Source organism: Thermus sp. KWY1 (assembly GCF_057547025.1).
Window position 1 is genome coordinate 154,313 of the sequence record NZ_BAAJPG010000017.1, and the last position, 21,939, is coordinate 176,251.

Here is a 21,939-nt window from a genome sequence, read left to right on the forward strand (position 1 = left end):
GCGTACCCAATGGGCGAGGATAACATACTTGGCCCGGGTTGTCCAAGGAGAATGCCACTTCTTATGCAAAGTACCCGGGCTTAACTGCATAACTTTGCGCAGAGGCCCTGCCTTCGCCTGGTACAATCAAGGGTATGCGCAGGGTCAAACCCGAGGAACTCCCGGCCCTCCTGAACCAGGGGGTGAAGGTGGTGGACGTCCGCCCGGCGGACAAGCGCCATACCCCCTTGCCCTTTCCCGCGGAGTGGGTGCCCCTGGAGAAAATCCAGGCGGGGGAGCACCACCTGCCCAAGGTTCCCTTGCTCTTGGTGTGCGAAAAGGGGCTCATCAGCCAGGTGGCGGCCCTGTATCTGGAGGCGGAAGGGTACGAGGCCATGAGCCTGGAGGGCGGGTTGCAGGCCTTGACGGAGGGTAGTTAGGCCCTTAGAATGGCGGATGCTGAGCGTGGTGAGCGTAGCTCAGCTGGTTAGAGCACCGGACTGTGGATCCGGGGGTCGTGGGTTCAAGTCCCATCGCTCACCCCAATCCCGCCACCCCGCAAGGGGTGGTATTTTAAAGGGGGGCCTCGCCCTCCTTTTGCGAGGATGGCGGAACCGGTAGACGCGCCGGACTTAGGATCCGGTGGGGTAACCCGTGCGGGTTCAAGTCCCGCTCCTCGCACCACAAGGGCGGGGCCCCTTTTTGAAGCGCGAGGTGAGGCGTGGCGGAAATCCTGGAACGTTCCGGCTATCTGGTAAAGGTCCGGGTGGAGGTACCTAAGGAGAAGGTGGAGGAAAGGTACCAGGCCCTCCTTAGGGACGTGGCCAAGCGGGTGAGGATCCCGGGGTTCCGCCCGGGAAAGGCCCCCTTGAAGGTGGTGGAGGCCCGCATCGGGCGGGAGGAGCTCCTGTCCGACCTCAAGGAGCGCCTGGTGGAGGAGACCTATCCCCTTGCGGTGCAGGAGCTGGGCCTCTTGCCCGTGGCGGCGAGGGTGGTGGAGGAGGAGCTGAGCGAGGGGGAGGGTTTTCGCTACGTGGCCGAGGTGGAGAACTACCCCGAGGTGCAGCTTCCCGACTGGCGGAGCTTTGACCTCCAGGTGGCCCAGGAGGAGGTCACGGAAGAGATGGTGGACAAGGCCTTGGAGGAGCTCCGCCATCGCTACGCCGAGCTGGTGCCTGTGGACCGGGAGGCCCAGGAGAAGGACCACGTCTTCGTGCGCACCGAGGAGGGGGCGGAGTTCCCCATTGACCTCTCCAAGGCCCTTCCCCACGTGCGGGAGGCCCTTTTGGGCAAGCGGGCAGGGGAGGTGGTCATGGTCCCCGTCTTGAACGAGAAGGGGGAGAAGGTGCGGGAGGTGCGCACCGAGATCCTGGAGGTGAAGACCCTCGAGCTTCCCGAGCTGGATGAGGAGTTTGCCAAGACCCTCGAGGCGGAGAGCCTGGAGGAACTGAGGGAGAAGGTGCGGGAAAGCCTAAAGCGCCAGGCGGAAGCCCGGTACCAGGAGGCGCGGGAGCGGGCCTTCCTGGAGAAGCTCGCCGAGGGGTTGGAGGCGGAAATACCCCCTTCCATGCTGGAGGCGGAGGAGCGCCACCTCCTGGAGCACCTGGCGGAGGACCTTGCCCGGCAGGGGATTCCCCTCGAGGCCTACCTCAAGGCCCTGGAGGAGAAGGGGGAGTTTGAGAAGTTCCGGGAGGAGCTGAGGCAGGAGGCCTTGAAGCGGGTGAAGCGGTCCTTGGCCGAGGAGCGCCTGGCGGAGGAGCTCAAGCCGGAGGTGAGCGAGGAGGAGTGGCAGGCCTACCTGCAGGCGGTGGCCCGCTCCTACGGAATCTCCTTGCAGGAGCTGAGGCGGGAGTTTGGGGAGAGGGGCCTTGCCCGCTTGCGGGCGGCCTACATCCAGGATAAGGCCGTGAAGGAGGCCTTGGCCAAGCTCCTGTAGGAGCGTCATGGTGGCCCAGGGGGCTTTTCCCCCTGGGCTTGCCGCTACAATGGGGACTGGTATGGTCATACCCTACGTCATAGAGCAGACCGCCCGCGGCGAGCGGGTCTACGACATTTACTCCCGGCTTCTCAAGGATCGCATCATCTTCCTGGGCACCCCCATAGACTCCCAGGTGGCCAACATCATCGTGGCCCAGCTACTTTTCCTGGATGCCCAGAATCCCAATCAGGAGATCCGCCTCTACATCAACTCCCCCGGGGGCGAGGTGGATGCTGGGCTTGCCATCTACGACACCATGCAGTTCGTCCGGGCCCCGGTTTCCACCATCGTCATCGGCATGGCGGCCAGCATGGCCGCGGTGATCCTGGCCGCCGGGGAGAAGGGCCGGCGCTACGCCCTGCCCCACTCCAAGGTGATGATCCACCAGCCCTGGGGCGGGGTCCGGGGCACGGCCAGCGACATCGCCATCCAGGCCCAGGAGATCCTCAAGGCCAAGAAGCTTTTGAACGAGATCCTGGCCAAGCACACCGGCCAACCCCTGGAGAAGGTGGAGAAGGACACCGACCGGGACTATTACCTTTCCGCCCAGGAGGCCCTGGAGTACGGCCTGATCGACCAGGTGGTGACCCGTGAGGAAGCCTAGACCCTACTGCAACTTTTGCGGCCTGCGTCCGCCGGAAACGGGGCGGCTTCTGGAAAGCCCCATCGCCGAGGTCTACATCTGCGAGGACTGCGTGGAGCGGGCCCAGGAGCTCTTGCGCCAGGAGAAGCGGGGGCCCAAGGGGCCAACACGCCTTCCCAAACCCCAGGAGATCAAGGCCCACCTGGACCAGTACGTGGTGGGGCAGGAGGCGGCCAAGAGGGCCTTGAGCGTGGCCGTCTACAACCACTACAAGCGCCTCCTCCATCCGGAGGCGGAGATCGGTAAGTCCAATATCCTCCTCATCGGCCCCACGGGTACGGGTAAGACCCTCCTGGCGGAAACCCTGGCCCGTTTCCTGGATGTGCCCTTTGCCATCGCCGACGCCACCACCCTGACCGAGGCGGGGTACGTGGGGGAGGACGTGGAAAACGTCATCCTCCGCCTTCTGCAGAACGCCGACTTTGATGTGGAGCGGGCGGAGATGGGCATCGTCTACATTGACGAGATCGACAAGATCGCCCGCAAGTCGGAAAACCCCTCCTTGACCCGGGATGTTTCCGGGGAAGGGGTGCAGCAGGCTCTGTTGAAGATCATTGAGGGTACCATCGCCAACGTGCCTCCTCAGGGAGGGCGCAAGCACCCGCACCAGGAGTTCATTCCCGTGAACACCAAGAACATCCTCTTCATCCTGGGCGGGGCCTTTGAGGGGCTGGAGAACATCGTCAAGGCCCGCACCGAGCGCACCACCATTGGCTTTACCCGTGGCAAGGCCAAGGAAGCCCACGAGGAGCCCTTAGAGGTCATCCCCGAGGACCTGGTGAAGTTCGGCATGATTCCAGAGTTTGTGGGGCGGGCCCCCCTCATCGTCCAGCTTCATCCCCTTACGGAAGACGACCTGGTGCGCATCCTCACCGAGCCGAAGAACGCCTTGGTGAAGCAGTACCAGGAACTCATGCGCCTGGAGGGGATCGAGCTTCGCTTTACCCAGGCGGCCCTGAAGGAGATCGCCCGCCGGGCGCTGAAGCGGGGCACGGGGGCCCGGGGTCTTAGGGCCATCCTGGAGAAGACCATGGTGGACCTCATGTTTGAGGCCCCGGGAAGCGGGGTCCGCGAGCTGGTGATCGACCTTCCCCACCTGGACCAGCCCCTGAAGGCCCTCGAGGAGGCCAAACTCCGCCAGGCCTCCTAGGGAGCTACCCCTGGCCCAGGCGGGCCACCAGCTCCTCCTTCAGGGCGAAGAGCCTCTCGCTGAGGGAGACATGGTAGACGTGGGGGTTTACCAGGCGGCGCACCCCGGGGTCCAGGCGTTCCACGTCCCTTCGCCGCCTTTCCTGTAGCACTTCCAGGGGTAACGGTGGAAAGAGGCGCTTGCCCCGATAGGCTTCCTCCAATAGGGGCTCGAGGGTGAACTCCCCCGGGCGGAGGGTGCGGCGCTTGGTGGGGTCCGTGGGGTGGCGTAGGCAAAGGGCCTGGTTCTCCCGTACCTCCTCATCGTGGGCCGTCAAAAGGTCAGCGGTGGCCAGGCCCCGGTGATCGTATACCCGGTAGACCTTCTTGTGCCCGGGGTTCAGCACCTTCTCCAGGGAATCGGAGATCTTGATGGCCGGGGCCCAGGTGCCGTTTTCCCGGATGGCCACCAGTTTGTAGACTCCTCCCAGGGCCGGATAACCCCAGGAAACCACCATCCGGGTCCCCACCCCGTAGACCAGGCGCTTGAGGAGGCGGTCCGGGTCCACCCCGTAGCGGGGGGCCTCCTCCTGAATCTGGCTTTTGATCTGCCAGATGACCAGCTCGTCCAGGTCCCCGGAAAGGACGATGAGGGTGTCGGGGAAGCCCGCCTTGTCCAGCTCCCTGGCCACCTGTATGGCCAGGTAAGCGAGGTCCCCGGAGTCTATGCGCACCCCCACCGGTTTGTGCCCCTTGCGCCGCAACCGCTCAAAGACCCGGACGGCGTTGGGAAGACCCGAGTCCAAGGTGTCCACGGTATCCAAAAGGAGGATGGTGTCGTCGGGGAAGACCTCGGCGAAGGCCTGGAAGGCCTCCTCCTCGGAGTGGCCCAGGGCCAGGAAGGCCTGGACCATGCTGTGGGCATGGGTACCCGAGGAGGGAAGCCCGAGGAGGTGGGAAAGGCTCACGGCGCTGGACCGGTTGGCCCCCCCGATGAGGCTCGCCCGGGTGGCGGCCTCCCCTCCCTTGGCGGGGGCGCGGCGGAGGCCGAATTCCAGCACCAGGGCCTCCCCCGCGGCTTCCCGCACCCGGCTCGCCTTGGTGGCGATGAGGGTTTCGTAGTTGATGCGGTTTAAGAGGGCGGTTTCCAGGAGCTGGGCCTGCAGGAGGGGGCCTTCCACGCTGATGAGGGGCACCTGGGGGTGGGCCACCCGGCCCTCGGGAAGGGCCCTAAGGGTCAGGCCCTGGAAGCCCCCTATCCCCTTTAGGTAGCGCAGGTAGTCTTCGGCGAAAAGGGGTTTCCCGCTCCGGCTTTTCAGGGCGCTCAGGGCGGCGAGCTCCTCCTCGCCGAAGCGGGCTTCCTCCATCCAGGTCAGGAGGGGATCTAGCCCGGCGAAGATGGTGTAACCCGCCTGGTGGGCTCCGTAGTCGGGGTTCTTGCGGTAGAAGGCTTCAAAGAGGGCCTCCTTCTCGTGAAGGCCAAGCCTAAAGTAAACCTGGCCCATGGTGAGCTGGTAAAGGTCCGTGTAGAGGATGCCGAAGGGGTCCATGGGCCTAGCATAGCCCGCCTTTTTTCGCTACACTAGCGGGATATGGTGGAGGTCCACACCTGTAGCCCTGGTTGCCGCCACCACCTCGGAGGGGCGGGGTTTGGGGATGCCCCCTTGGTGCGGCTGGGTTACAACAAGGAGGCCCGGGCGGAGAAGTTCCCTTACCTCAAGGCCCTCTTGCAGAGACCCCTGGTCTTTGACGGGGCCATGGGTACCGAGCTGCAAAAGCGCCACCTCACCCCGGAGGACTACGGGGGAGAGGCCTACTACGGTTGCCCCGAGGTGCTGAACCTAACCCGCCCCGAGGTGATCCAGGAGATCCACCGGGCGTACCTCGAGGCCGGGGCGGAGGTGATCGAGACCAACACCTTCGGTGCTCTGCGCCATGTGCTGGCCGAGTACGGTTTGGGCGAGAAGGCGGAGGAGCTGGCCTACCTGGGGGCCAGGATCGCCAAGGAGGTGGCCGAGCCCTACGGGGCCTTCGTGGCAGGGGCCTTGGGGCCGGGCACCAAGCTCATCTCCCTGGGACAGATCTCCTGGGATGAGCTTTTTACCGCCTATAAGGAGGCGGTGCGGGGGCTTCTTCGGGGCGGGGTGGACCTGATCCTTCTGGAAACCGCCCAGGACATCCTGCAGGTGCGCTGTGCGGTCCTGGCAGCCCGGGAGGCCATGGCCGAGGTGGGCAGGGAAGTGCCCTTGCAGGTCCAGGTGACCATGGAGGCCACGGGCACCATGCTGGTGGGCACGGACGAGCAGGCGGCCCTGGCGGCGTTGGAGAGCCTGCCCATCGACGTGGTGGGCATGAACTGCGCCACGGGCCCCGATCTCATGGACGCCAAGATCCGCTACTTCGCCGAGAACGCCACCCGCTTCGTGAGCTGCCTGCCCAACGCCGGCCTGCCCCGGAACGAGGGGGGGAAGGTGGTCTACGACCTCACCCCGGAGGAGCTGGCCAAGTGGCACCTCAAGTTCGTGACCGAGTACGGAGTGAACGCCGTGGGGGGGTGTTGCGGCACGGGGCCGGAGCACATCCGCAAGGTGGCGGAGGTGGTGAAGGGAAAACCTGCTCCCAAGCGGAAGGAAGCCTTCCCCCCTCAGGTGGCCTCCCTCTACCAGGCGGTTCCCCTGCGCCAGGAGGCAAGCGTTTTCCTGGTGGGGGAGCGCTTGAACGCCACGGGGAGCAAACGGTTTCGCGAGATGCTCTTTGCCCGGGACCTCGAGGGCATCCTGGCCCTGGCCCGGGAGCAAGTGGAGGAGGGGGCCCACGCCCTGGACCTTTCCGTGGCCTGGACGGGAAGGGATGAGCTTCAGGATCTCGCCTGGCTCCTTCCTCACTTGGCCACCGCGGTCACCGTGCCCTTCATGGTGGACTCCACCTCCCCTTTGGCCATGGAGTTTGCCCTTAAACACCTTCCGGGCCGGGCCCTTTTGAACTCCGCTAACCTGGAAGACGGCCTGGAGAAGTTTGACCGGGTGGCCTCCCTGGCCAAGGCCCACGGGGCGGCCTTGGTGGTCCTCACCATCGACGAAAAGGGCATGGCCAAAACCCAGGAGGAGAAGGTGCGGGTGGCCTTGCGCATGTACGAGCGCCTCACCGAGCACCACGGTTTCCGCCCGGAGGACCTCCTTTTCGACCTCCTCACCTTCCCCATCACCCAAGGGGACGAGGAAAGCCGCCCTTTGGCCAGGGAAACCCTTTTGGCCATGGAGGAGCTACGGGAGAGGCTTCCCGGGGTGGGGTTCGTCCTGGGGGTGTCCAACGTGTCCTTTGGCCTGAAGCCCCGGGCCAGGCGGGTTCTCAACTCGGTCTTCCTGGACGAAGCCCGCAAAAAGGGTCTCACCGCCGCCATTGTGGATGCGGGCAAGATCCTTCCCATAAGCCAGATTCCCGAGGAGGCCTATGCCCTGGCCCTGGACCTGATCTATGACCGGAGGCGGGAGGGGTTCGACCCCCTCTTGGCCTTCATGGGCTACTTTGAAACCCACCGGGAGGACCCGGCCCTCAAGGAGGATGCCTTCCAGGCCCTGCCCGTTCTGGAGAGGCTGAAGCGCCGGGTGGTGGAGGGAAGGAAAGGGGGCCTCGAGGCGGATCTGGACGAGGCCTTGCGGGAAGGCCATAAACCCCTGGACCTCATCAACGGCCCTCTTCTTTCGGGCATGAAGGAGGTGGGGGAGCTTTTCGGGGCAGGAAAGATGCAGCTTCCCTTTGTCCTCCAGGCTGCCGAGGTGATGAAGCGGGCGGTGGCCCACCTCGAACCCCACATGGAACGGCGGGGTGAGGGCCGGGGCAAGATGGTCTTGGCCACGGTGAAGGGGGATGTGCACGATATCGGCAAGAACCTGGTGGATATCATCCTCACCAACAACGGCTACCAGGTGATCAACCTGGGCATCAAGGTGCCCATCGAGGAGATCCTGAAGGCGGTGGAGGAGCACAAGCCCCATGCGGTGGGCATGTCCGGCCTCCTGGTTAAGAGCACCGTGGTCATGAAGGAGAACCTGGAGTACATGCGGGATAGGGGGTATACCCTGCCGGTGATCCTGGGGGGGGCGGCCCTCACCCGCTCCTATGTGGAGGAGCTTAAGGCCATCTACCCCAACGTCTACTACGCGGAGGATGCCTTCGAAGGCCTTAGGCTCATGGAAGCCCTCACCAGCGGGGAGGCCACCTCGGTGAGGAAGGAGGCCCAAAAGCCCAGGGTGGAGGCTCCCAAGGCGGTACCCAAGGCTAAGCCTGTGGGGGAGGCTCCTTCCGTTCCCCGCCCCCCCTTCTTCGGGGTGCGGGTGGAGGAGAACCTGGACCTGGCCACCATCGCCCACTATGTGAACAAGCTGGCCCTTTTCCGCGGCCAGTGGGGGTATAGCCGCAGGGGCCTCACCCGGGAAGAGTGGCAGGCTTTGGTGGAGCGGGAAGCTGAGCCGGTCTTCCGGAAGCTTCTTAGGGAGGCCATAGAGGAAGGGTGGCTCAGGCCCAAGGTCCTCTACGGCTTCTTTCCCGTGGCCCGGGAAGGGGGGGAGCTTTTGGTGTTCTCCCCCAAGACCGGGGAGGTTTTGGAACGCTTTGCCTTCCCCCGGCAGAAGGGCGGGGGCCTCAGCCTGGTGGACTACTTCCGTCCCCGCTTCGCTCCTCCTTTGGGAGATGAAGAAAGGTGGCTTCCCGCTTATGAAGCGGGGGCCAGGGATGTCCTGGGGGTGCAGCTCGTAACCATGGGGGAGGAGCCTTCCAGGAAGGCCAAGGCGCTTTTTGAGGCTGGGGCCTACCAGGATTACCTTTTCGTGCATGGCTTCAGCGTGGAGATGACCGAGGCCCTGGCGGAGTACTGGCACAAAAGGATGCGCCAGATGTGGGGCATCGCCGGGAAGGATGCCACGGAGATCCGCAAGCTCTTCCAGCAGGGCTACCAGGGAGCCCGCTACTCCTTTGGTTATCCCGCCTGCCCGGACCTGGCGGACCAGGCCAAGCTGGACCGGCTCATGGACTTCAGCAGGGTTGGGGTGCGCCTCACGGAGAACTTCCAGCTGGATCCCGAACACGCCACCAGCGCCATCGTGGTCCACCACCCGGAGGCGCGGTATTTCAACGTGGATTAAAGGAGAGCCTGCTCCCGGCCTTGAGGTAGGCCTCCCTGGGGAAGCGGAATCTGGCCATCCCCCCAAGCCCGGTATACTTGGCCCCGTGCTGGGCCTTTACCACGCCGCCAGGAGCCTGGGCCTACGGCCAGCCCTGCTGGAGTCCTTGGGGATAAGGGCGCCCTTTTCCCGGCTTTCCCTTTTGGGCTTAAGGCCAGCGCACCGCCTCGAGGTGTGGGAGGGCTGGCTTTACCTGGATGGGAGGCGGGTGGGAGAGGCCCTGGACATCTTCGCCTACCTGGAGAAAGGCCTAGGGAGAGGGTATTTTCCTGCCTGGATAGGGTTTTTCGCCTACGAGTTTGCCCGGCACCTGGGCCTCTCCACCCACAAGCCCCTTCCTGGCCTTCCCGAGGCCGCTTTTTTCTACTACCCCGAGGGATTCGCCCTCCTCGAGGGGCGGCTTCTGGAAACCCCTTCCTTCCCCTTGAGGCCCCTTCCCTACAACCCCCCTCCCTTGCCCCACCACCCTTTGGCGTCCGACTTCCCTAGGGAGGCTTTCCTAGAGGGGGTTTTTTCAGTCCAGGAGAGGATCCGGGCCGGGGTGGTCTACCAGGTGAACCTCTCCCATCGTTTCCGGCTCCTCGGGAGTGTGGATCCCCTCCTCCTCTACGCCCGTCTCCGCTCCTTGAACCCTTCCCCCTTTATGGGGCTTGTGGAGGGGGAGGGTTGGGCGGTGGTCTCGGGTAGCCCGGAGAGGCTTTTTAAGAAGGTGGGTAGCCGGGTCCTGGCCCGGCCCATTGCGGGAACCCGGCCTCGGGGGCGGACGGAGGCGGAGGACCTGGCTTTGGAAAAGGACCTCCTTGCCTCCCCCAAGGAGCGGGCCGAGCACGCCATGCTGGTGGATCTTCTCCGCAACGACCTGGCCAGGGTGGCCCTGCCGGGCACGGTGAGGGTGCAGGAGCTTTTCACCGTGGAGCGCTACGCCCACGTGATGCACTTGGTTTCCCAGGTGGAAGGCTACACCCGGGCCTCCCTGGGTCAGGTCTTTGCCAGCCTATTCCCGGGAGGCACCGTCACCGGGGCTCCCAAGGGAACGGTGATGGAGGCCATTCGGGAGCTGGAGCCTGTACCAAGGGGGGCTTACACGGGAAGCCTGGGGTACGTGTCGGGCCGAGGGGTGGATTTCAACATCCTCATCCGCTCCTTCCAGAGGGTGGGGGAGGAGGTGTATTTCTCTGCGGGGGCGGGCATCGTCATCGCCTCGGAAGCGGAAGCGGAGTACCAGGAAACCCTCTACAAGGCGGAAAGCCTCCTTCTGGCCCTGAACCGGGGCCGGCCTGGGGTCAAGCCCTTGCCTCCCAAGTCCATGGCTTCCTGGGTCCCGCCCCCTCCTCCAAGGAGGGTGAGGGCCCGGGTGCTTTTCCTGGAAAACCGCGATTCCTTCAGCTACAACCTGGTGGACTACCTGCGGGCCCTGGGGGCGGAGGTGGCCGTGGTAGACCAGGAGGAGCCTCCGAACCTCCGGGGATTCAGCCACCTGGTGGTGGGGCCAGGGCCCAAGGACCCCTTTACGGCGGGAAGGGTCTTGGAGTGGACCCGAAGGGCCCTGGAGGAGGGCGTTCCCTTCCTCGGGGTTTGCCTGGGCCACCAGGCCCTGGGGGTGGCCTTGGGGGCTGAACTCTACCGGGAAGCCCCCGTGCACGGGGAGGCCCATGCCATCCACCACCGGGGAGAAGGCCTCTTTCGGGGCCTGCCCAACCCCCTTCCCTTTGCCCGCTACCACTCCTTGGCCATACGGAACCTTCCCAGAGGGGTGCGCCTCCTGGCCTGGACGGGGGATGGGGTGCCCATGGCCATCTGGGATGGCAGGCGGGCCTACGGCGTGCAGTTCCATCCGGAGAGTATCCTTTCCCCATGGGGGATGGAGCTTCTGGCCCGGTTCTTGGAGGAAGCATGAGGCAGGTGCTCCTGAAGGGGGAGCCCTTCCGCGAACCCTTGCCCGAGGGCTTTTTGTACCACGGGATGAGCGTCTTCACCACCTTGCGGGTGGAAAGGGGCCGACCCCTTTGGCTGGAAGAGCATCTTTTTCGCCTGCGCCGGCATGCTTTGGCCTTGGGGCTTCCCTACCCAGGGAATGAAGTGTTTTTAAAGGACCTCGAGGCCCTGGCCAAGGAGTTCGCCCACCTTCCCTGTTTCCGCCTCCGCTTCACCGTGGGGGAGGGGGTGTGGCTTTCCGAGGCCCGTCCCTACTCGCCACCTCCCTTGACCGCTTACGAGGAGGGGGTTCGGGTTCTCCTCACCCCTTACCGGGTGCATCCGGACCTTGGCCGCTTCAAGACCGGAAACTACCTGCCCTACCGCCTGGCCCAGAAGGAAGCGGAAGGACAGGGAGCCTTTGAAGGGCTTTTGCAGGACAGCGAGGGGTACGTGGTGGATGGAAGCCGCACCAGCCCCCTTCTTTACCGGGAGGGAGCGCTCTTCCTGCTGGAGGGGGGCCTCGAGGGCATCACCCGGGAAATGGTGGCCCAAGCAGCCCGGGAGCTGGGCCTTCGGGTGGAGCGGGCCCGGCTTTACCCCTGGGAGCTTCCCCTGGCTGCGCCCCCTCCTCTTCCCCCCCACCAGGCCGTGCGCCGCCGGGGAGGGGAGCGGGAGGGAGCGAAGGGGGTGTTGCTCCTGGCGGGAAGCGGGGTGGGGCTTTTGCCCGTGGGGCCGGCCCCCAAGGAGCTCCTTCCCCTGGTGGAGCGTTTCCTTCCCGCCTGCTATACTGAATAGCGGTACCTCCAGCCCATGGCCATGGGCTGGTGCCCTTTTTACACGGAGGGAAGGAATGAAGAAGCCGGTTTACCTCACCCCAGAAGGCTTTAGGCGCCTTCAGGAGGAGCTGCATCACCTGAAGACCACCAAGCGGCAGGAGATTTCCGCCGACTTTGAACAGGCCCTGGAGGAAGGGGATTTAAGGGAGAACGCCGGTTACGACGAGGCGCGCCGGGCCATGTGGCAGAACGAGGCCCGCATCGCCCAGCTGGAAGACCTCTTGGCCCGGGCGGTGGTGGTGGAGGGGAATGGCTCCTACGACCAGGTGGCCCTGGGCTGCCAGGTGGAGCTGGAAACCGAATCCGGGGAAAGGCTTTCCTTGGCCATCGTGGGTAGCCACGAGGCGGATATCTTCAGCGGCAAGATCTCGGACGAGTCCCCCCTGGGCCAGGCCCTTTTGGGTAAGAAGGTGGGGGACGTGGTGGAGATAAGGGGCAAGAAGGGAGCCCAGGTCTACACCATCCTGGAGATCAAGCCCCTATAGTTCGGCGGTGAGCCCAGGTGTGGCCTTGAGGGGGCCTAGGGCCTCTTCCGCATGGTGTTTCAAGGCGAGGAATAGCCTTTCCAGGGGAGCGTCTTCCAGGTAGGGAAGGGCCTCGCTACCCGGGAGATGGAGGATGGCCCTGAGGGCCTCCACGCCCTTTTCCCCCAGGTAGATGCCCTCCTCCCCGTACGGGCCGGACCCGTGAACCAGGCGGCCTGCCTTCAGGTAGAGGCCAGGCCCCAGAAGGTTTGGGCTTAAGCCCCCCGCCTTCACCACCCGCCATCCCGCCCATACCAGGGGCAGAAGGGGCCTGGGGTGCTTGGCGATGCCCCTCAGGCCGGAGATGAAGACCGGGTAGATCCTGGGGGCGGCCTCCGGGGAGGCCAGGCGGTAGGAGAGCTCCGCCAGAAAAGAGGCCAGAAGGAAGCGCTGGGGTTCCTCCAGGCCGTGTAGCCTCCCGAGGAGCTCCGCCTGGGTAAGGGTGGGAAGGCCCTCCCCCTTGGTGTAAAGCTGGAAGCGCACATGGTGGAACAGGGAGAGCCTGCCCGAGCGCCCCGAAGGGCGCACCCCCTTGCGGGCCACGGCCTCGAGGCTTCCTTTGGGAGTAAGGAACCGTAGAAGGAGGTCCCCTTGAAGCAGGGTCTTCCGGCCCACCACAATGCCTTCCTCCAGGCGGTACCGCTCCACCATTCCAGTGTATGCTGAGAGTATGGAACGGAGCCTGCGCGACATCCTGGAATGGGTGGTTTTGGGCCTCTTGGTGGTGGTGGGGGTGCTTTTGGCCCTCTGGGTGGGGGGATGGGTCTTCACCTTCTTGGGCCGGGTGCTTCTGGCCCTTTCCGGCCTCATCTGGGAGCTTTTGCGGTTCGCCATCCCCTTGCTGATCCTGGCGGCCATCGGCTACGGGGTGGTTTATCTATTGCAGAAGCGCACCGCATAGGGTAGCGGCTCGAGGAAAGCCTGGGGATAACCTGGAATAAGCGCCCAGCCTCCGTTTAAGGGGCTGGGCTTATCCTTAGGGTGTTTTATACCCTTGACGGAGGAGATGTGGGGGGTGTAGGCTTTCCCCCAATAGAAGGGAGGGAGCATGGACCGCAGGTTTCTGCTGAGGTTAGGAGCTTTTCTGGGGGCGGGTTCCCTGCTGGGGGCCCGGGCCAACGAGCGGGTGGCCTACAAGGACTTCAAGAAGGAAACCCCTGTGGCTGTGGTTTACCACCTGGACTTCGGGGATCCCAACCGCTTTGGACAGATGTTGACCAATATCAGCAACCACCTGTCCGTGTACGACAACGACCCCTTCAAGATCAAGATCGTGGTGGTGGCCCATGGAGCCGGGGTGCAGTTTTTCCTCAAGGATCTTGAGGGTACCCCCTGGGCCTCGGCCCAGTACGACCGGGAGGCCCTGTTCAGCCGGGTGAAGCAACTTGCCCAGCTTGGAGTGGAGTACTACCTCTGCGAGATCACCTTTAGCCGGAACAACATTCCCAAGGACAAACTTCGTCCGGATGAGTTCCTCAAGTGGGTGCCTTCCGGGGTGGGGGCTTTGGGAGAACTTCAGGCCAAGGGGTACGCGTACATCAAGGTAGGCTGAACCTGAAAGGACCTGCATGGGTGCGTATAATGCCCCCATGCGGGTTCTCTTCATCGGCGACGTGATGGCCGAGCCCGGCCTGAGGGCGGTGAGCCTCCACCTGCCGGACATCCGGGACCAGTACGACCTGGTCATAGCCAACGGGGAGAACGCCGCCCGGGGTAAGGGTCTGGACCGGCGTTCCTACCGCCTCCTACGCGAGGCGGGGGTGGACCTGGTGTCCCTGGGAAACCACGCTTGGGATCACAAGGAGGTCTACGAGCTCTTGGAACGGGAGCCCGTGGTGCGGGCCCTCAACTACCCTCCTGGCACCCCAGGGCGGGGGTGGTGGCGGCTTAGCGCAGGTGGGGAGAGCCTTCTCTTCGTGCAGGTGATGGGCCGGATCTTCATGGATCCCCTGGACGATCCCTTCCGCACCCTGGATGCCCTTTTAGCCCAGGAGAAGGCGGATTACATTCTGGTGGAGGTGCATGCCGAGGCCACCAGCGAGAAGATGGCCCTGGCCCACTACCTGGATGGGCGGGTCACGGCCGTGCTGGGCACCCACACCCATGTGCCCACCCTGGATGCCATGCGCCTGCCGAAGGGCACCCTGTACCAGACCGACGTGGGCATGACCGGCACGTATGCATCCATCATCGGCGGGGAGGTGGAGACCTTCCTGGCCCGCTTCCTTACGGGCAGGCCCCAGCCTTTTCGGGCTGCCCAGGGAAGGGCGCGCTTCCACGCCACCGAGCTGGTTGTGGAGGGCGGCAAAGGGGTTTCCATAGGCCCTTACGTGTGGGAGGAGCCGTGAAGCCTGCGAAGGAGGATACCTTTGACCTTTTGCGGGCGGAGGTGGACCTTTTAGGCCGCCTTCTGGGCGAGGCCATCCGGGCGGTTTCGGGGGAGCGTTTTTTCGCCTTGGTGGAGGAGGTGCGCCTCCTATCCAAGGCCCGACGACAGGGGGACGAAGGAGCGAGGGCCACCCTTTTGAAGCGGGTGGAGGGGCTTTCCCTCGAGGAGGCCGAGGCCCTGGTGCGGGCCTTTACCCATTACTTCCACCTGGTGAACCTGGCGGAGGAGAGGCACCGGGTACGGGTGAACCGCCTTAGGGCCCAGGCGGAAACCCCGGAGAGCCCGAGGCCCGAGGGCTTCTTGGCCCTGGCCAGGGCCTTGAAGGAAAGGGGGCTTTCCCTGGAGGAGGTGGAGGCCCACCTGAACCGCCTGGAGCTATGGCTCACCTTTACTGCCCATCCTACAGAGACCCGCAGGCGAACCCTAAGGCACCATCTGGAAAAGTTACAGGAGGAGCTGGAGGCCCAAGACCGTTCCCGCTTGGCGGCTAGGGTGGCCCTGCTCTATGCCACCGAGGAGGTGCGCAAGGCCAGGCCCACGGTGGAGGACGAGATTAAGGGCGGGCTTTACTACCTGCCTACCACCCTCTGGCAGGCGGTACCCCGGGTGGTGGAGGGCCTCGAGGCCGCCCTGGAGAAGGTCTATGGCAGGCGGCCCCGCCTGAAGAGCCCGGTGCGCTTCAGGAGCTGGATCGGAGGGGACCGGGATGGCAACCCCTTCGTCACCCCTGAGGTGACCGCCTTTGCCGCCCGGTATGCCCGCCAGGTGGCCCGGGAGCGATTTTTGCTGGAACTGGAAAACCTGGTGCGGGACCTTTCCCTTTCCGAAACTAAAGTTCCCGTGCCCAGGGGGGTGCGGGAGGGAGGGGAGGGAACGGAGCGCTTCCCCGGGGAGCCCTACCGGCGGTTCTTCGCCAGGCTTTATACCCGCCTGGAGAAGGGTGAGGCGAGCACGGAGGAGCTTTTGCGGGCCCTGAGGGTGGCGGAGGAGGGCCTGGCCTCCGTGGGCCTGGAACAGGTGGCGGCCTCCTTCCTCCGTCCCCTCGAGGCCCGCCTTTTCGCCTTCGGCCTGGAGCTTGCACCCTTGGACCTGAGGGAGGAGTCCGGGAAACTCCTGGAGGCAGCGGCGGAACTCCTCAGGGTTGGGGGGGGCCACCCCGATTTCCTTTCCTTGCCCCCCGAGGCCCAGGAGGCCCTCCTCACCGAGGAGCTGAGAAGCGCCCGTCCCCTCCTGCCCGTGGGCCATGAGCCCCAGGGGGAGGCCCTGCGGGTGGCGCTAGGGGCCTTTCGGGCCTGGCGGGACAAGGGGGCCCACGTGGTGTCCATGACCCACCACCCCGGGGATCTCCTTGCCGTGTTCCTTCTCGCCCGGGAGGTGGGGCTTTACCGGCCGGGAGCCCCTTTGCCCCTGGATGTGGTGCCCCTCTTTGAGACCCTCGAGGACCTGCACCGGGCCCCGGAGGTGCTCACCCGCCTTCTGCAAAACCCCGTCTTCCTGGCCCACGCCCGGGGCCGGGGCGGGGTGGAGATCATGATCGGCTACTCCGACTCCAATAAGGATGCTGGCTTCCTGGCCGCCAACCTGGCCCTTTACGAGGCCCAGGAGGCCTTGGCCAAGGTGGGGCAGAGCTTCGGCCTGCCGGTTTTCTTCTTCCACGGCCGGGGTACCTCCACCGCCCGGGGCGGGGGGCCTGCGGGCCGGGCCATCGCCAGCCTGCCTCCCAGGAGCGTGGGGCACCGCATCCGCCTCACGGAGCAGGGGGAGGCTCTGGCGGACCGCTACAGCCATCCTGAGCTGGCCGTGCGCCACCTGGAGCAACTTCTCTTTCACTTCGCCCAGGCGGCCTTGGGCGAGGGGGTGGAGCCCAGACCTGAGTGGCGGGAGGCTTTGTGGCAGGCGGGGGAGGAAAGCATGCGCCGCTACCGGGCCCTTTTGGCCCAGGAGGGTTTCTTCCCCTTTTTCGAGGCCTTCACCCCCATCCGGGAGATCGGGGAACTCCCCATCGCTAGCCGCCCTGTGTACCGCCACGGCCGGGTGCGGGAGATCCGCGACCTCAGGGCCATTCCCTGGGTGATGGCCTGGACCCAGGTGCGCTTGCTTTTGCCTGGCTGGTACGGGCTTACGGCCCTGGAGGCCTTGCCCCTGGATCTTCTCAGGCGGATGTACCGGGAGTGGCCCTTCTTCGCCACCACCTTGGAGAATGCCGCCATGGCCTTGGCCAAGGCGGACCTGGGGGTGGCGGAGCTTTACCTGCGCCTGGTTCCGGAAAAGCTACACTCCCTCTTCCACGGCCTTGCCCAGGAGTACCAAAAGACGGTGACGCTTCTGGAAAGCATCTTCCAGGCCCCCCTCCTTCACAACCAGAGGACCTTGGAAAGGCAGATCGCCTTGCGCAACCCCTACGTGGACCCCATCAACTTCGTGCAGGTGGAGCTTCTCCGCCGCTACCGCGCTCCTGGGGGCCGGGAGGATGAAGCCTTGAAGAAGGCCCTTCTCCTCTCCATCCTGGGGGTGGCGGCGGGCCTTAGAAATGCGGGTTAAGATGGAGGCCGATGGAGCTTGGCCAGCATCCTGACCAGCGGGTGGGCGTTTTCGTGGACACCCAGAACCTTTACCACTCCGCTCGGGACTACTACGAGCGCAACGTGAACTTTGAAAGCCTCCTGCGCTTTGCCGTGGGGGGGAGGCGTCTGGTGCGGGCCACCGCCTACGTGGTGGAAAAGGAAGGGGACACCTCCGCCTGGCCCTTCATCTACAAGCTTTCCACCATCGGCTACCGGGTGCGGCGCATGTACCTCACGGTGAAGGAGCTGGGTGAGGGCGGCAAGCCCATCTACGAGGGGAACTGGGACATGGGCATCGCCGCGGACATGGTGAGGCTTATGCCTCACCTGGACGTGGTGGTCCTGGGAAGCGGGGATGGGGACTTTGTGGAGATCCTCGAGGTCCTCATGGAACGGGGCATCCGGGTGGAGGTGATCGCCTTCCGGGAGACCACCGCCCAGAAGCTCATCGATGCCGTGGACCGCTTCGTGCACCTTCCCGATATCCCCAATGCCTTCATGGAGCCCAAGAACACCGAGCGATGAGCCTCGAGGCCTACGACTACTTCCTGCCCCAAGAACTCATCGCCCAGGAGGGGGTGGAACCCCGGGATAGGGCCCGGATGCTGGTGGTCCATCGGAAAGGGCCTTTTCGTGCCGAGCACCGCCAGGTCAGGGACCTTCCCGAATACCTTCACCCCGGGGATGTACTGGTGTTTAACGAGAGCAAGGTGATCCCCGCCCGGCTCTTGGCCCAAAGGCCCATGGGGGGAAGGGTGGAGGTGCTCTTGGTGCGGGAGCGGGCTCCGGGGCTTTGGGAAGCCCTGGTGGGGCCTGGCCGCAAGGCCAAGCCCGGCACCAGGCTCCGCTTTCTATCTCCCCGGGACCTCCGCGTGGTTCCGGACCTCGAGGCGGAGGTGGTGGGGGTGGAGGAGGATGGGGTGCGGCTTCTCCGCTTCCAGGGGGATCTGATGGCCCACCTGGAGGAGGTGGGGGAGGTGCCCCTGCCCCCCTACATCAAGGCCAAAATCCCTCCGGAACGCTACCAGACCGTGTACGCCAGGCGCCCGGGCTCCGTGGCCGCCCCCACTGCTGGGCTCCACTTCACCCCGGAGCTTCTGGCCCGCCTGAGGGGCATGGGGGTGGAGCTCCGCTTCCTGACCCTGCACGTGGGCCCCGGCACCTTCCGCCCGGTGAAGGGGGATCCCGAGAAGCACGAGATGCACCCTGAGCCCTACGAAATCCCTGAGGAAACCGCAGAAGCCATCAACCGGGCCAAGAAGGAGGGCCGGAGGGTGGTGGCGGTGGGCACCACCGTGGTCCGGGCCCTGGAGAGCGCCTTCCGGGAGGGGATAGGGGTGGTGCCGGGGATGGGGGAGACCCGGCTTTTCATCCGCCCGCCCTATGCCTTCCAGGTCATAGACGCTCTTTTCACCAACTTCCACCTGCCCCGTTCCACCCTGCTCATGCTGGTGGCCGCCTTCCTGGGCTACGAAAAGACCATGGAGGCGTACCGGCTTGCGGTGGCGGAGCGGTACCGGTTTTACTCTTTGGGGGACGCTATGCTTATCCTCTGAGCAACGCCTTCAGCCAGTCCCTGGCCTCCTGTGGGCCAAGGACAAGGGGTTTGCGACTTCGGTGGAACCAGGCGAGGAGTTCTTGGGCTTCCCTTTGGCTTGGCCCTTGCCCCTGGGCCTCGAGGAGGATCTTGTGGTCCCCATCCGCCAGCCACACCATGCCCACCACTTCCCCCTCCACCTCGGTTCCCGGGGAAAGGGGAGGTCCCAGGAAAACCGCATCCACCTCTTCCCCGTCGGCGGGGTTGATGAGGCCAGGGATGAGGCCATAGTTCACCGGCGCCGGCTGGTCCACGGCCACCAGGGCCAGGTGCCCTTCCTTCCAGGCATAGCGGAAGGGGCTCCCTTTGCTCCACTCCACCACCATGCGAAGCCGCATCATCCCAGATCCAAGAGGAGCCGGGCCACCGAGAGGTAGATGAGGAGGCCCGAGATATCGGAAAGGGTGGCCACCAGGGGGTTGGAAACCAAGGCCGGGTCCACGCCAAGGCGCCTTAACACCACGGGGAGCATGGCCCCCACCAGGTTGGCGAAGAGCACCAGGAGGAAAAGGGCCAAACCCACCGCCGGGGCCAAGGCGGCGTGCCCGTCCAGAAAAACCTTGCCCAGGAGCAAAGTGGCCAGGGTGAGGCCGAGAAGGCTACCCACCAGGGTTTCCTTGGCCATTACCCGGCGCCAGTCCCTGAGGTCCAGGTCCCGGGTGGCCAGGGCCCGGATGATGAGGGTGGCGGACTGGTTGCCGGTATTGCCCCCCGTGCCCAGGAGTACAGGCACATAGAAGGCCAAGGCGGTGGCGGCCTCCAGGAGGTTTTCAAACCCCTGGAGGATGGAACTGGTCACCATGCCCGTGAGGATGAGGATCACCAGCCAGCGCACCCGGGCCATCCAGAGGGCGATGGGGGAGGCTTGGCTGTATACCAAGTCCGGCACGTCCACCGCCGCCATGCGGTGGATGTCCTCGGTGGCTTCCTCTTCTAAAACATCCAGCACGTCGTCCACCGTGACGATGCCCACCAGCACCCCGTCCTCGTCCACCACGGGCAAGACGGTGAAGTCGTAGTCGGCCATGAGGCGGGCTACCTCTTCCTGGTCGGTGTCCGTGCGGGCGAAGACCACCTTGGGGTTCATGATCTCCGCCACCTTGGTCTTCGGGTCGGCCACGATGAGGTCTCTTAAGGACAGGACCCCCTTGAGGCGGCCCGCCTCGTCCACCACGTAAATGTAGTAAATGGTTTCCGCATCGGGGGCGGCCCGGCGCAGGAAGCGGATGACCTCCTCCACGGTCATGCCCTCCCGCACCGCCACGTACTCGGGGGTCATGAGGCCGCCCGCCTCGTCCTCCTCGTACTGGGTGAGCTCCTCCACCTCGGCCCGGGTCTCGGGGTCCAGGGCCTCCTTAAGGCGGCGGGCCAGGTCGGGGTTTTCCTCCTCCACCGCCTGGAGGGCGTCGGCTAGGTCGTCCAGGGAGAGCTCCTCCAAGAGCTCCCGCACCCGCCAGGGGGGAAGGGTCTTCAAGTACTCCGCCTGCTCCTCCGCAGGGAGGTTGGCGAAGACCTCCGCGGCCCGGTCCTTGGGAAGGAGGGTGAGGACCACGTAGCGGTGCTCCCCCTCGAGGTCATCCCACACGGCCAAAAGGTCCTGGGGATGGGTTTCCTCCAGGAGCCTCTGTAGCTTCAGGGTGTCGCCTTCTTGCAGGGCTTGGCGCAGAGGGGAAAGGGTCGTCTCCACAGGCGGCCTCCTTTCACCCGAAGGCCGCCTGCTGGGCGGCCTTCAGGGCCTAGGACTCGAGGGCAAAGCCCCTAGCATACCTTCCTTAGCCTAGGGTTCCCGGTCGGGGCCGTCAACCGTGCCCACTAGAAATGTGGGAAAAATTGAGGTTGACACGCTCAAGGGGTCTGGCCTATTCTAAAGCCCGGCCTGGCGGCCGGGAGGCTCATGTTTGCGAAGCTGGCGGGAAGACTGCAGGAGGCCATAGACCGCTTAAGGGGACGGGGCCGTATCACCGAGGAGGACCTGAAGGCCACCCTGAGGGAGATCCGTCGGGCCCTGATGGACGCTGACGTGAACCTGGAGGTGGCGAGGGCCTTTGTGGAAAGCGTCCGGGAGAAGGCCCTGGGCCAGAAGGTCCTGGAAAGTCTTACCCCGGCCGAAGTGGTGCTGGCCACGGTCTACGAGGCCCTGAAGGAGGCCTTGGGCGGGGAACCCCGCTTCCCCACCCTGAAGAACCAGAACCTGTGGTTCCTGGTGGGCCTCCAGGGCTCCGGCAAAACCACCACCGCGGCCAAGCTGGCTCTTTTCTACAAGGGGAAGGGAAGGAGGCCCCTGCTGGTGGCGGCCGACACCCAGCGCCCGGCAGCCCGGGAGCAGCTTCGCATCCTGGGGGAAAAGATCGGGGTCCCGGTCCTGGAGGTGCAGGATGGGGAGAGCCCCGAGTCCATCCGCCGCCGGGTGGAGGAGAGGGCCAGGCAGGAGGTTCGCGACCTCATCCTGGTGGACACCGCCGGGCGCCTGCAGATCGACGAGCCTTTGATGGCGGAGCTTGCCCGCCTCAAGGAGGCCATGAACCCTGACGAGGTGCTCCTGGTCCTGGATGCCATGACGGGCCAGGAGGCCCTTTCGGTGGCCAAGGCCTTCGACGAGCGGGTGGGGGTCACGGGGCTCATCCTCACCAAGCTGGATGGGGATGCCCGGGGTGGGGCGGCCCTCTCTGCCCGGCACGTGACGGGGAAGCCCATCTACTTCGCCGGGGTTTCCGAGCGCCCCGAGGGCCTGGAACTCTTCTACCCCGACCGGCTGGCGAGCCGCATCCTGGGCATGGGGGATGTGGCCACCCTGGCGGAGAAGGTTCGGGCTGCGGGCCTCGAGGCCGAAACCCCCAAGTCCGCCAAGGAGCTCACCCTGGAGGACTTCCTCAAGCAGATGCAGAACTTGAAGCGCCTGGGCTCCTTCTCGGAGATCCTCGCCATGCTTCCCGGGGTGGGTAAGGCCTTGCCCGCTGGGGTCCAGGTGGACGATAAGGCCATCAAGCGCCTGGAGGCCATCGTTCTTTCCATGACCCCCGAGGAGCGAAAGGACCCCCGCATCCTAAACGCCTCCCGGCGCAAGCGCATCGCCAGGGGAAGCGGCACCAGCGTGCAGGAGATCAACCGCTTCATCAAGGCCTTCGAGGAAACCAAGGCCCTAATGAAGTCCCTGGAGAAGAACAAGGGCCGGGGACTCATGGGAATGTTCAGGAGGTAGGAAAG

The 21,939-nt window shown here is 65.1% G+C and carries 19 protein-coding genes and 2 tRNA genes; 17 read left to right on the forward strand and 4 right to left on the reverse strand.

Annotated elements, in window-relative coordinates:
• Positions 1-134: 134 nt before the first annotated feature.
• From AC27GT_RS05445 to clpX, 6 genes are all read left to right on the forward strand, one after another.
• Complete coding sequence (locus tag AC27GT_RS05445) at positions 135-419, forward strand: rhodanese-like domain-containing protein (RefSeq protein WP_019550132.1); 285 nt, start codon at positions 135-137, stop codon at positions 417-419.
• A gap of 28 nt (positions 420-447) precedes the next feature.
• Positions 448-524 (forward strand) — tRNA-His (locus AC27GT_RS05450).
• Between the two features lie 54 nt (positions 525-578).
• A tRNA-Leu gene (locus tag AC27GT_RS05455) sits at positions 579-663 on the forward strand.
• Positions 664-700: 37 nt separating this feature from the next.
• On the forward strand, positions 701-1,915 hold the full coding sequence (gene tig / locus AC27GT_RS05460) for a trigger factor (protein ID WP_487223665.1): 1,215 nt from the start codon (positions 701-703) through the stop codon (positions 1,913-1,915).
• Positions 1,916-1,976: 61 nt separating this feature from the next.
• Positions 1,977-2,561, forward strand: a complete 585-nt coding sequence (clpP, locus tag AC27GT_RS05465; protein WP_038031487.1) for an ATP-dependent Clp endopeptidase proteolytic subunit ClpP — start codon at positions 1,977-1,979, stop codon at positions 2,559-2,561.
• Positions 2,548-3,750 carry an ATP-dependent Clp protease ATP-binding subunit ClpX gene (clpX, locus tag AC27GT_RS05470; RefSeq protein WP_038069479.1) on the forward strand — a complete coding sequence of 401 codons (1,203 nt, stop codon included), beginning with the start codon at positions 2,548-2,550 and terminating at the stop codon, positions 3,748-3,750. Before clpP ends, clpX begins: the two co-directional genes overlap by 14 nt.
• A gap of 4 nt (positions 3,751-3,754) precedes the next feature.
• Here clpX and AC27GT_RS05475 read toward each other — a convergent pair whose 3' ends face one another.
• Complete coding sequence (locus tag AC27GT_RS05475) at positions 3,755-5,278, reverse strand: nicotinate phosphoribosyltransferase (protein ID WP_015717293.1); 1,524 nt, start codon at positions 5,276-5,278, stop codon at positions 3,755-3,757.
• A 42-nt stretch (positions 5,279-5,320) separates the two neighbouring features.
• On the opposite strand from AC27GT_RS05475, the gene metH reads away from it, so the two are divergent.
• The 4 genes from metH (at position 5,321) to greA (ending at position 12,146) form a co-directional block, all read left to right on the forward strand.
• The gene (metH, locus tag AC27GT_RS05480; RefSeq protein ID WP_487223666.1) at positions 5,321-8,869 is read left to right on the forward strand and encodes a methionine synthase; all 3,549 of its coding nucleotides are present in this window, start codon (positions 5,321-5,323) and stop codon (positions 8,867-8,869) included.
• A gap of 85 nt (positions 8,870-8,954) precedes the next feature.
• Positions 8,955-10,805 carry a chorismate-binding protein gene (locus tag AC27GT_RS05485; RefSeq protein WP_487223667.1) on the forward strand — a complete coding sequence of 617 codons (1,851 nt, stop codon included), beginning with the start codon at positions 8,955-8,957 and terminating at the stop codon, positions 10,803-10,805.
• On the forward strand, positions 10,802-11,620 hold the full coding sequence (locus AC27GT_RS05490; protein WP_487223668.1) for an aminotransferase class IV: 819 nt from the start codon (positions 10,802-10,804) through the stop codon (positions 11,618-11,620). The genes AC27GT_RS05485 and AC27GT_RS05490 overlap by 4 nt, the downstream gene beginning before the upstream one ends.
• 55 nt (positions 11,621-11,675) lie before the next feature.
• A complete protein-coding gene (gene greA, locus AC27GT_RS05495) occupies positions 11,676-12,146 on the forward strand; it encodes a transcription elongation factor GreA (protein ID WP_015717289.1) in 471 nt (156 codons plus the stop codon).
• On the opposite strand, the gene recO is transcribed toward greA, so the two are convergent.
• Positions 12,141-12,836, reverse strand: a complete 696-nt coding sequence (gene recO / locus AC27GT_RS05500) for a DNA repair protein RecO (protein ID WP_487223669.1) — start codon at positions 12,834-12,836, stop codon at positions 12,141-12,143. The two genes, greA and recO, sit on opposite strands and share 6 nt — an antisense overlap.
• A gap of 19 nt (positions 12,837-12,855) precedes the next feature.
• Here recO and AC27GT_RS05505 point away from each other — a divergent pair, with 19 nt between their 5' ends.
• From AC27GT_RS05505 to queA, 6 genes are all read left to right on the forward strand, one after another.
• Positions 12,856-13,086, forward strand: a complete 231-nt coding sequence (locus tag AC27GT_RS05505) for a hypothetical protein (protein WP_267261146.1) — start codon at positions 12,856-12,858, stop codon at positions 13,084-13,086.
• A 147-nt stretch (positions 13,087-13,233) separates the two neighbouring features.
• Positions 13,234-13,737 carry a DsrE family protein gene (locus AC27GT_RS05510; protein WP_038031477.1) on the forward strand — a complete coding sequence of 168 codons (504 nt, stop codon included), beginning with the start codon at positions 13,234-13,236 and terminating at the stop codon, positions 13,735-13,737.
• Between the two features lie 37 nt (positions 13,738-13,774).
• A complete protein-coding gene (locus tag AC27GT_RS05515; RefSeq protein ID WP_015717286.1) occupies positions 13,775-14,533 on the forward strand; it encodes a TIGR00282 family metallophosphoesterase in 759 nt (252 codons plus the stop codon).
• Complete coding sequence (locus AC27GT_RS05520; RefSeq protein WP_015717285.1) at positions 14,530-17,115, forward strand: phosphoenolpyruvate carboxylase; 2,586 nt, start codon at positions 14,530-14,532, stop codon at positions 17,113-17,115. The genes AC27GT_RS05515 and AC27GT_RS05520 overlap by 4 nt, the downstream gene beginning before the upstream one ends.
• Positions 17,116-17,126: 11 nt before the next feature.
• Entirely contained in the window at positions 17,127-17,663 is a 537-nt protein-coding gene (locus tag AC27GT_RS05525) for a LabA-like NYN domain-containing protein (RefSeq protein WP_015717284.1), read from the forward strand.
• Positions 17,660-18,694: a tRNA preQ1(34) S-adenosylmethionine ribosyltransferase-isomerase QueA gene (queA, locus tag AC27GT_RS05530; RefSeq protein ID WP_015717283.1), complete on the forward strand. Its 1,035-nt coding sequence runs from the start codon at positions 17,660-17,662 to the stop codon at positions 18,692-18,694. The genes AC27GT_RS05525 and queA overlap by 4 nt, the downstream gene beginning before the upstream one ends.
• Here queA and AC27GT_RS05535 read toward each other — a convergent pair.
• Together AC27GT_RS05535 and mgtE are read right to left on the reverse strand one after the other, a co-directional pair.
• Complete coding sequence (locus tag AC27GT_RS05535; protein WP_234944414.1) at positions 18,684-19,073, reverse strand: inorganic diphosphatase; 390 nt, start codon at positions 19,071-19,073, stop codon at positions 18,684-18,686. The genes queA and AC27GT_RS05535 overlap by 11 nt on opposite strands.
• Positions 19,073-20,422 (reverse strand): magnesium transporter, encoded by a 1,350-nt coding sequence (gene mgtE / locus AC27GT_RS05540; RefSeq protein ID WP_487223670.1) that lies wholly within the window; start codon positions 20,420-20,422, stop codon positions 19,073-19,075. The genes AC27GT_RS05535 and mgtE overlap by 1 nt, the downstream gene beginning before the upstream one ends.
• Before the next feature lie 207 nt (positions 20,423-20,629).
• On the opposite strand from mgtE, the gene ffh reads away from it, so the two are divergent.
• The gene (gene ffh / locus AC27GT_RS05545) at positions 20,630-21,934 is read left to right on the forward strand and encodes a signal recognition particle protein (RefSeq protein ID WP_015717280.1); all 1,305 of its coding nucleotides are present in this window, start codon (positions 20,630-20,632) and stop codon (positions 21,932-21,934) included.
• The last annotated feature ends 5 nt before the right edge of the window (positions 21,935-21,939 follow it).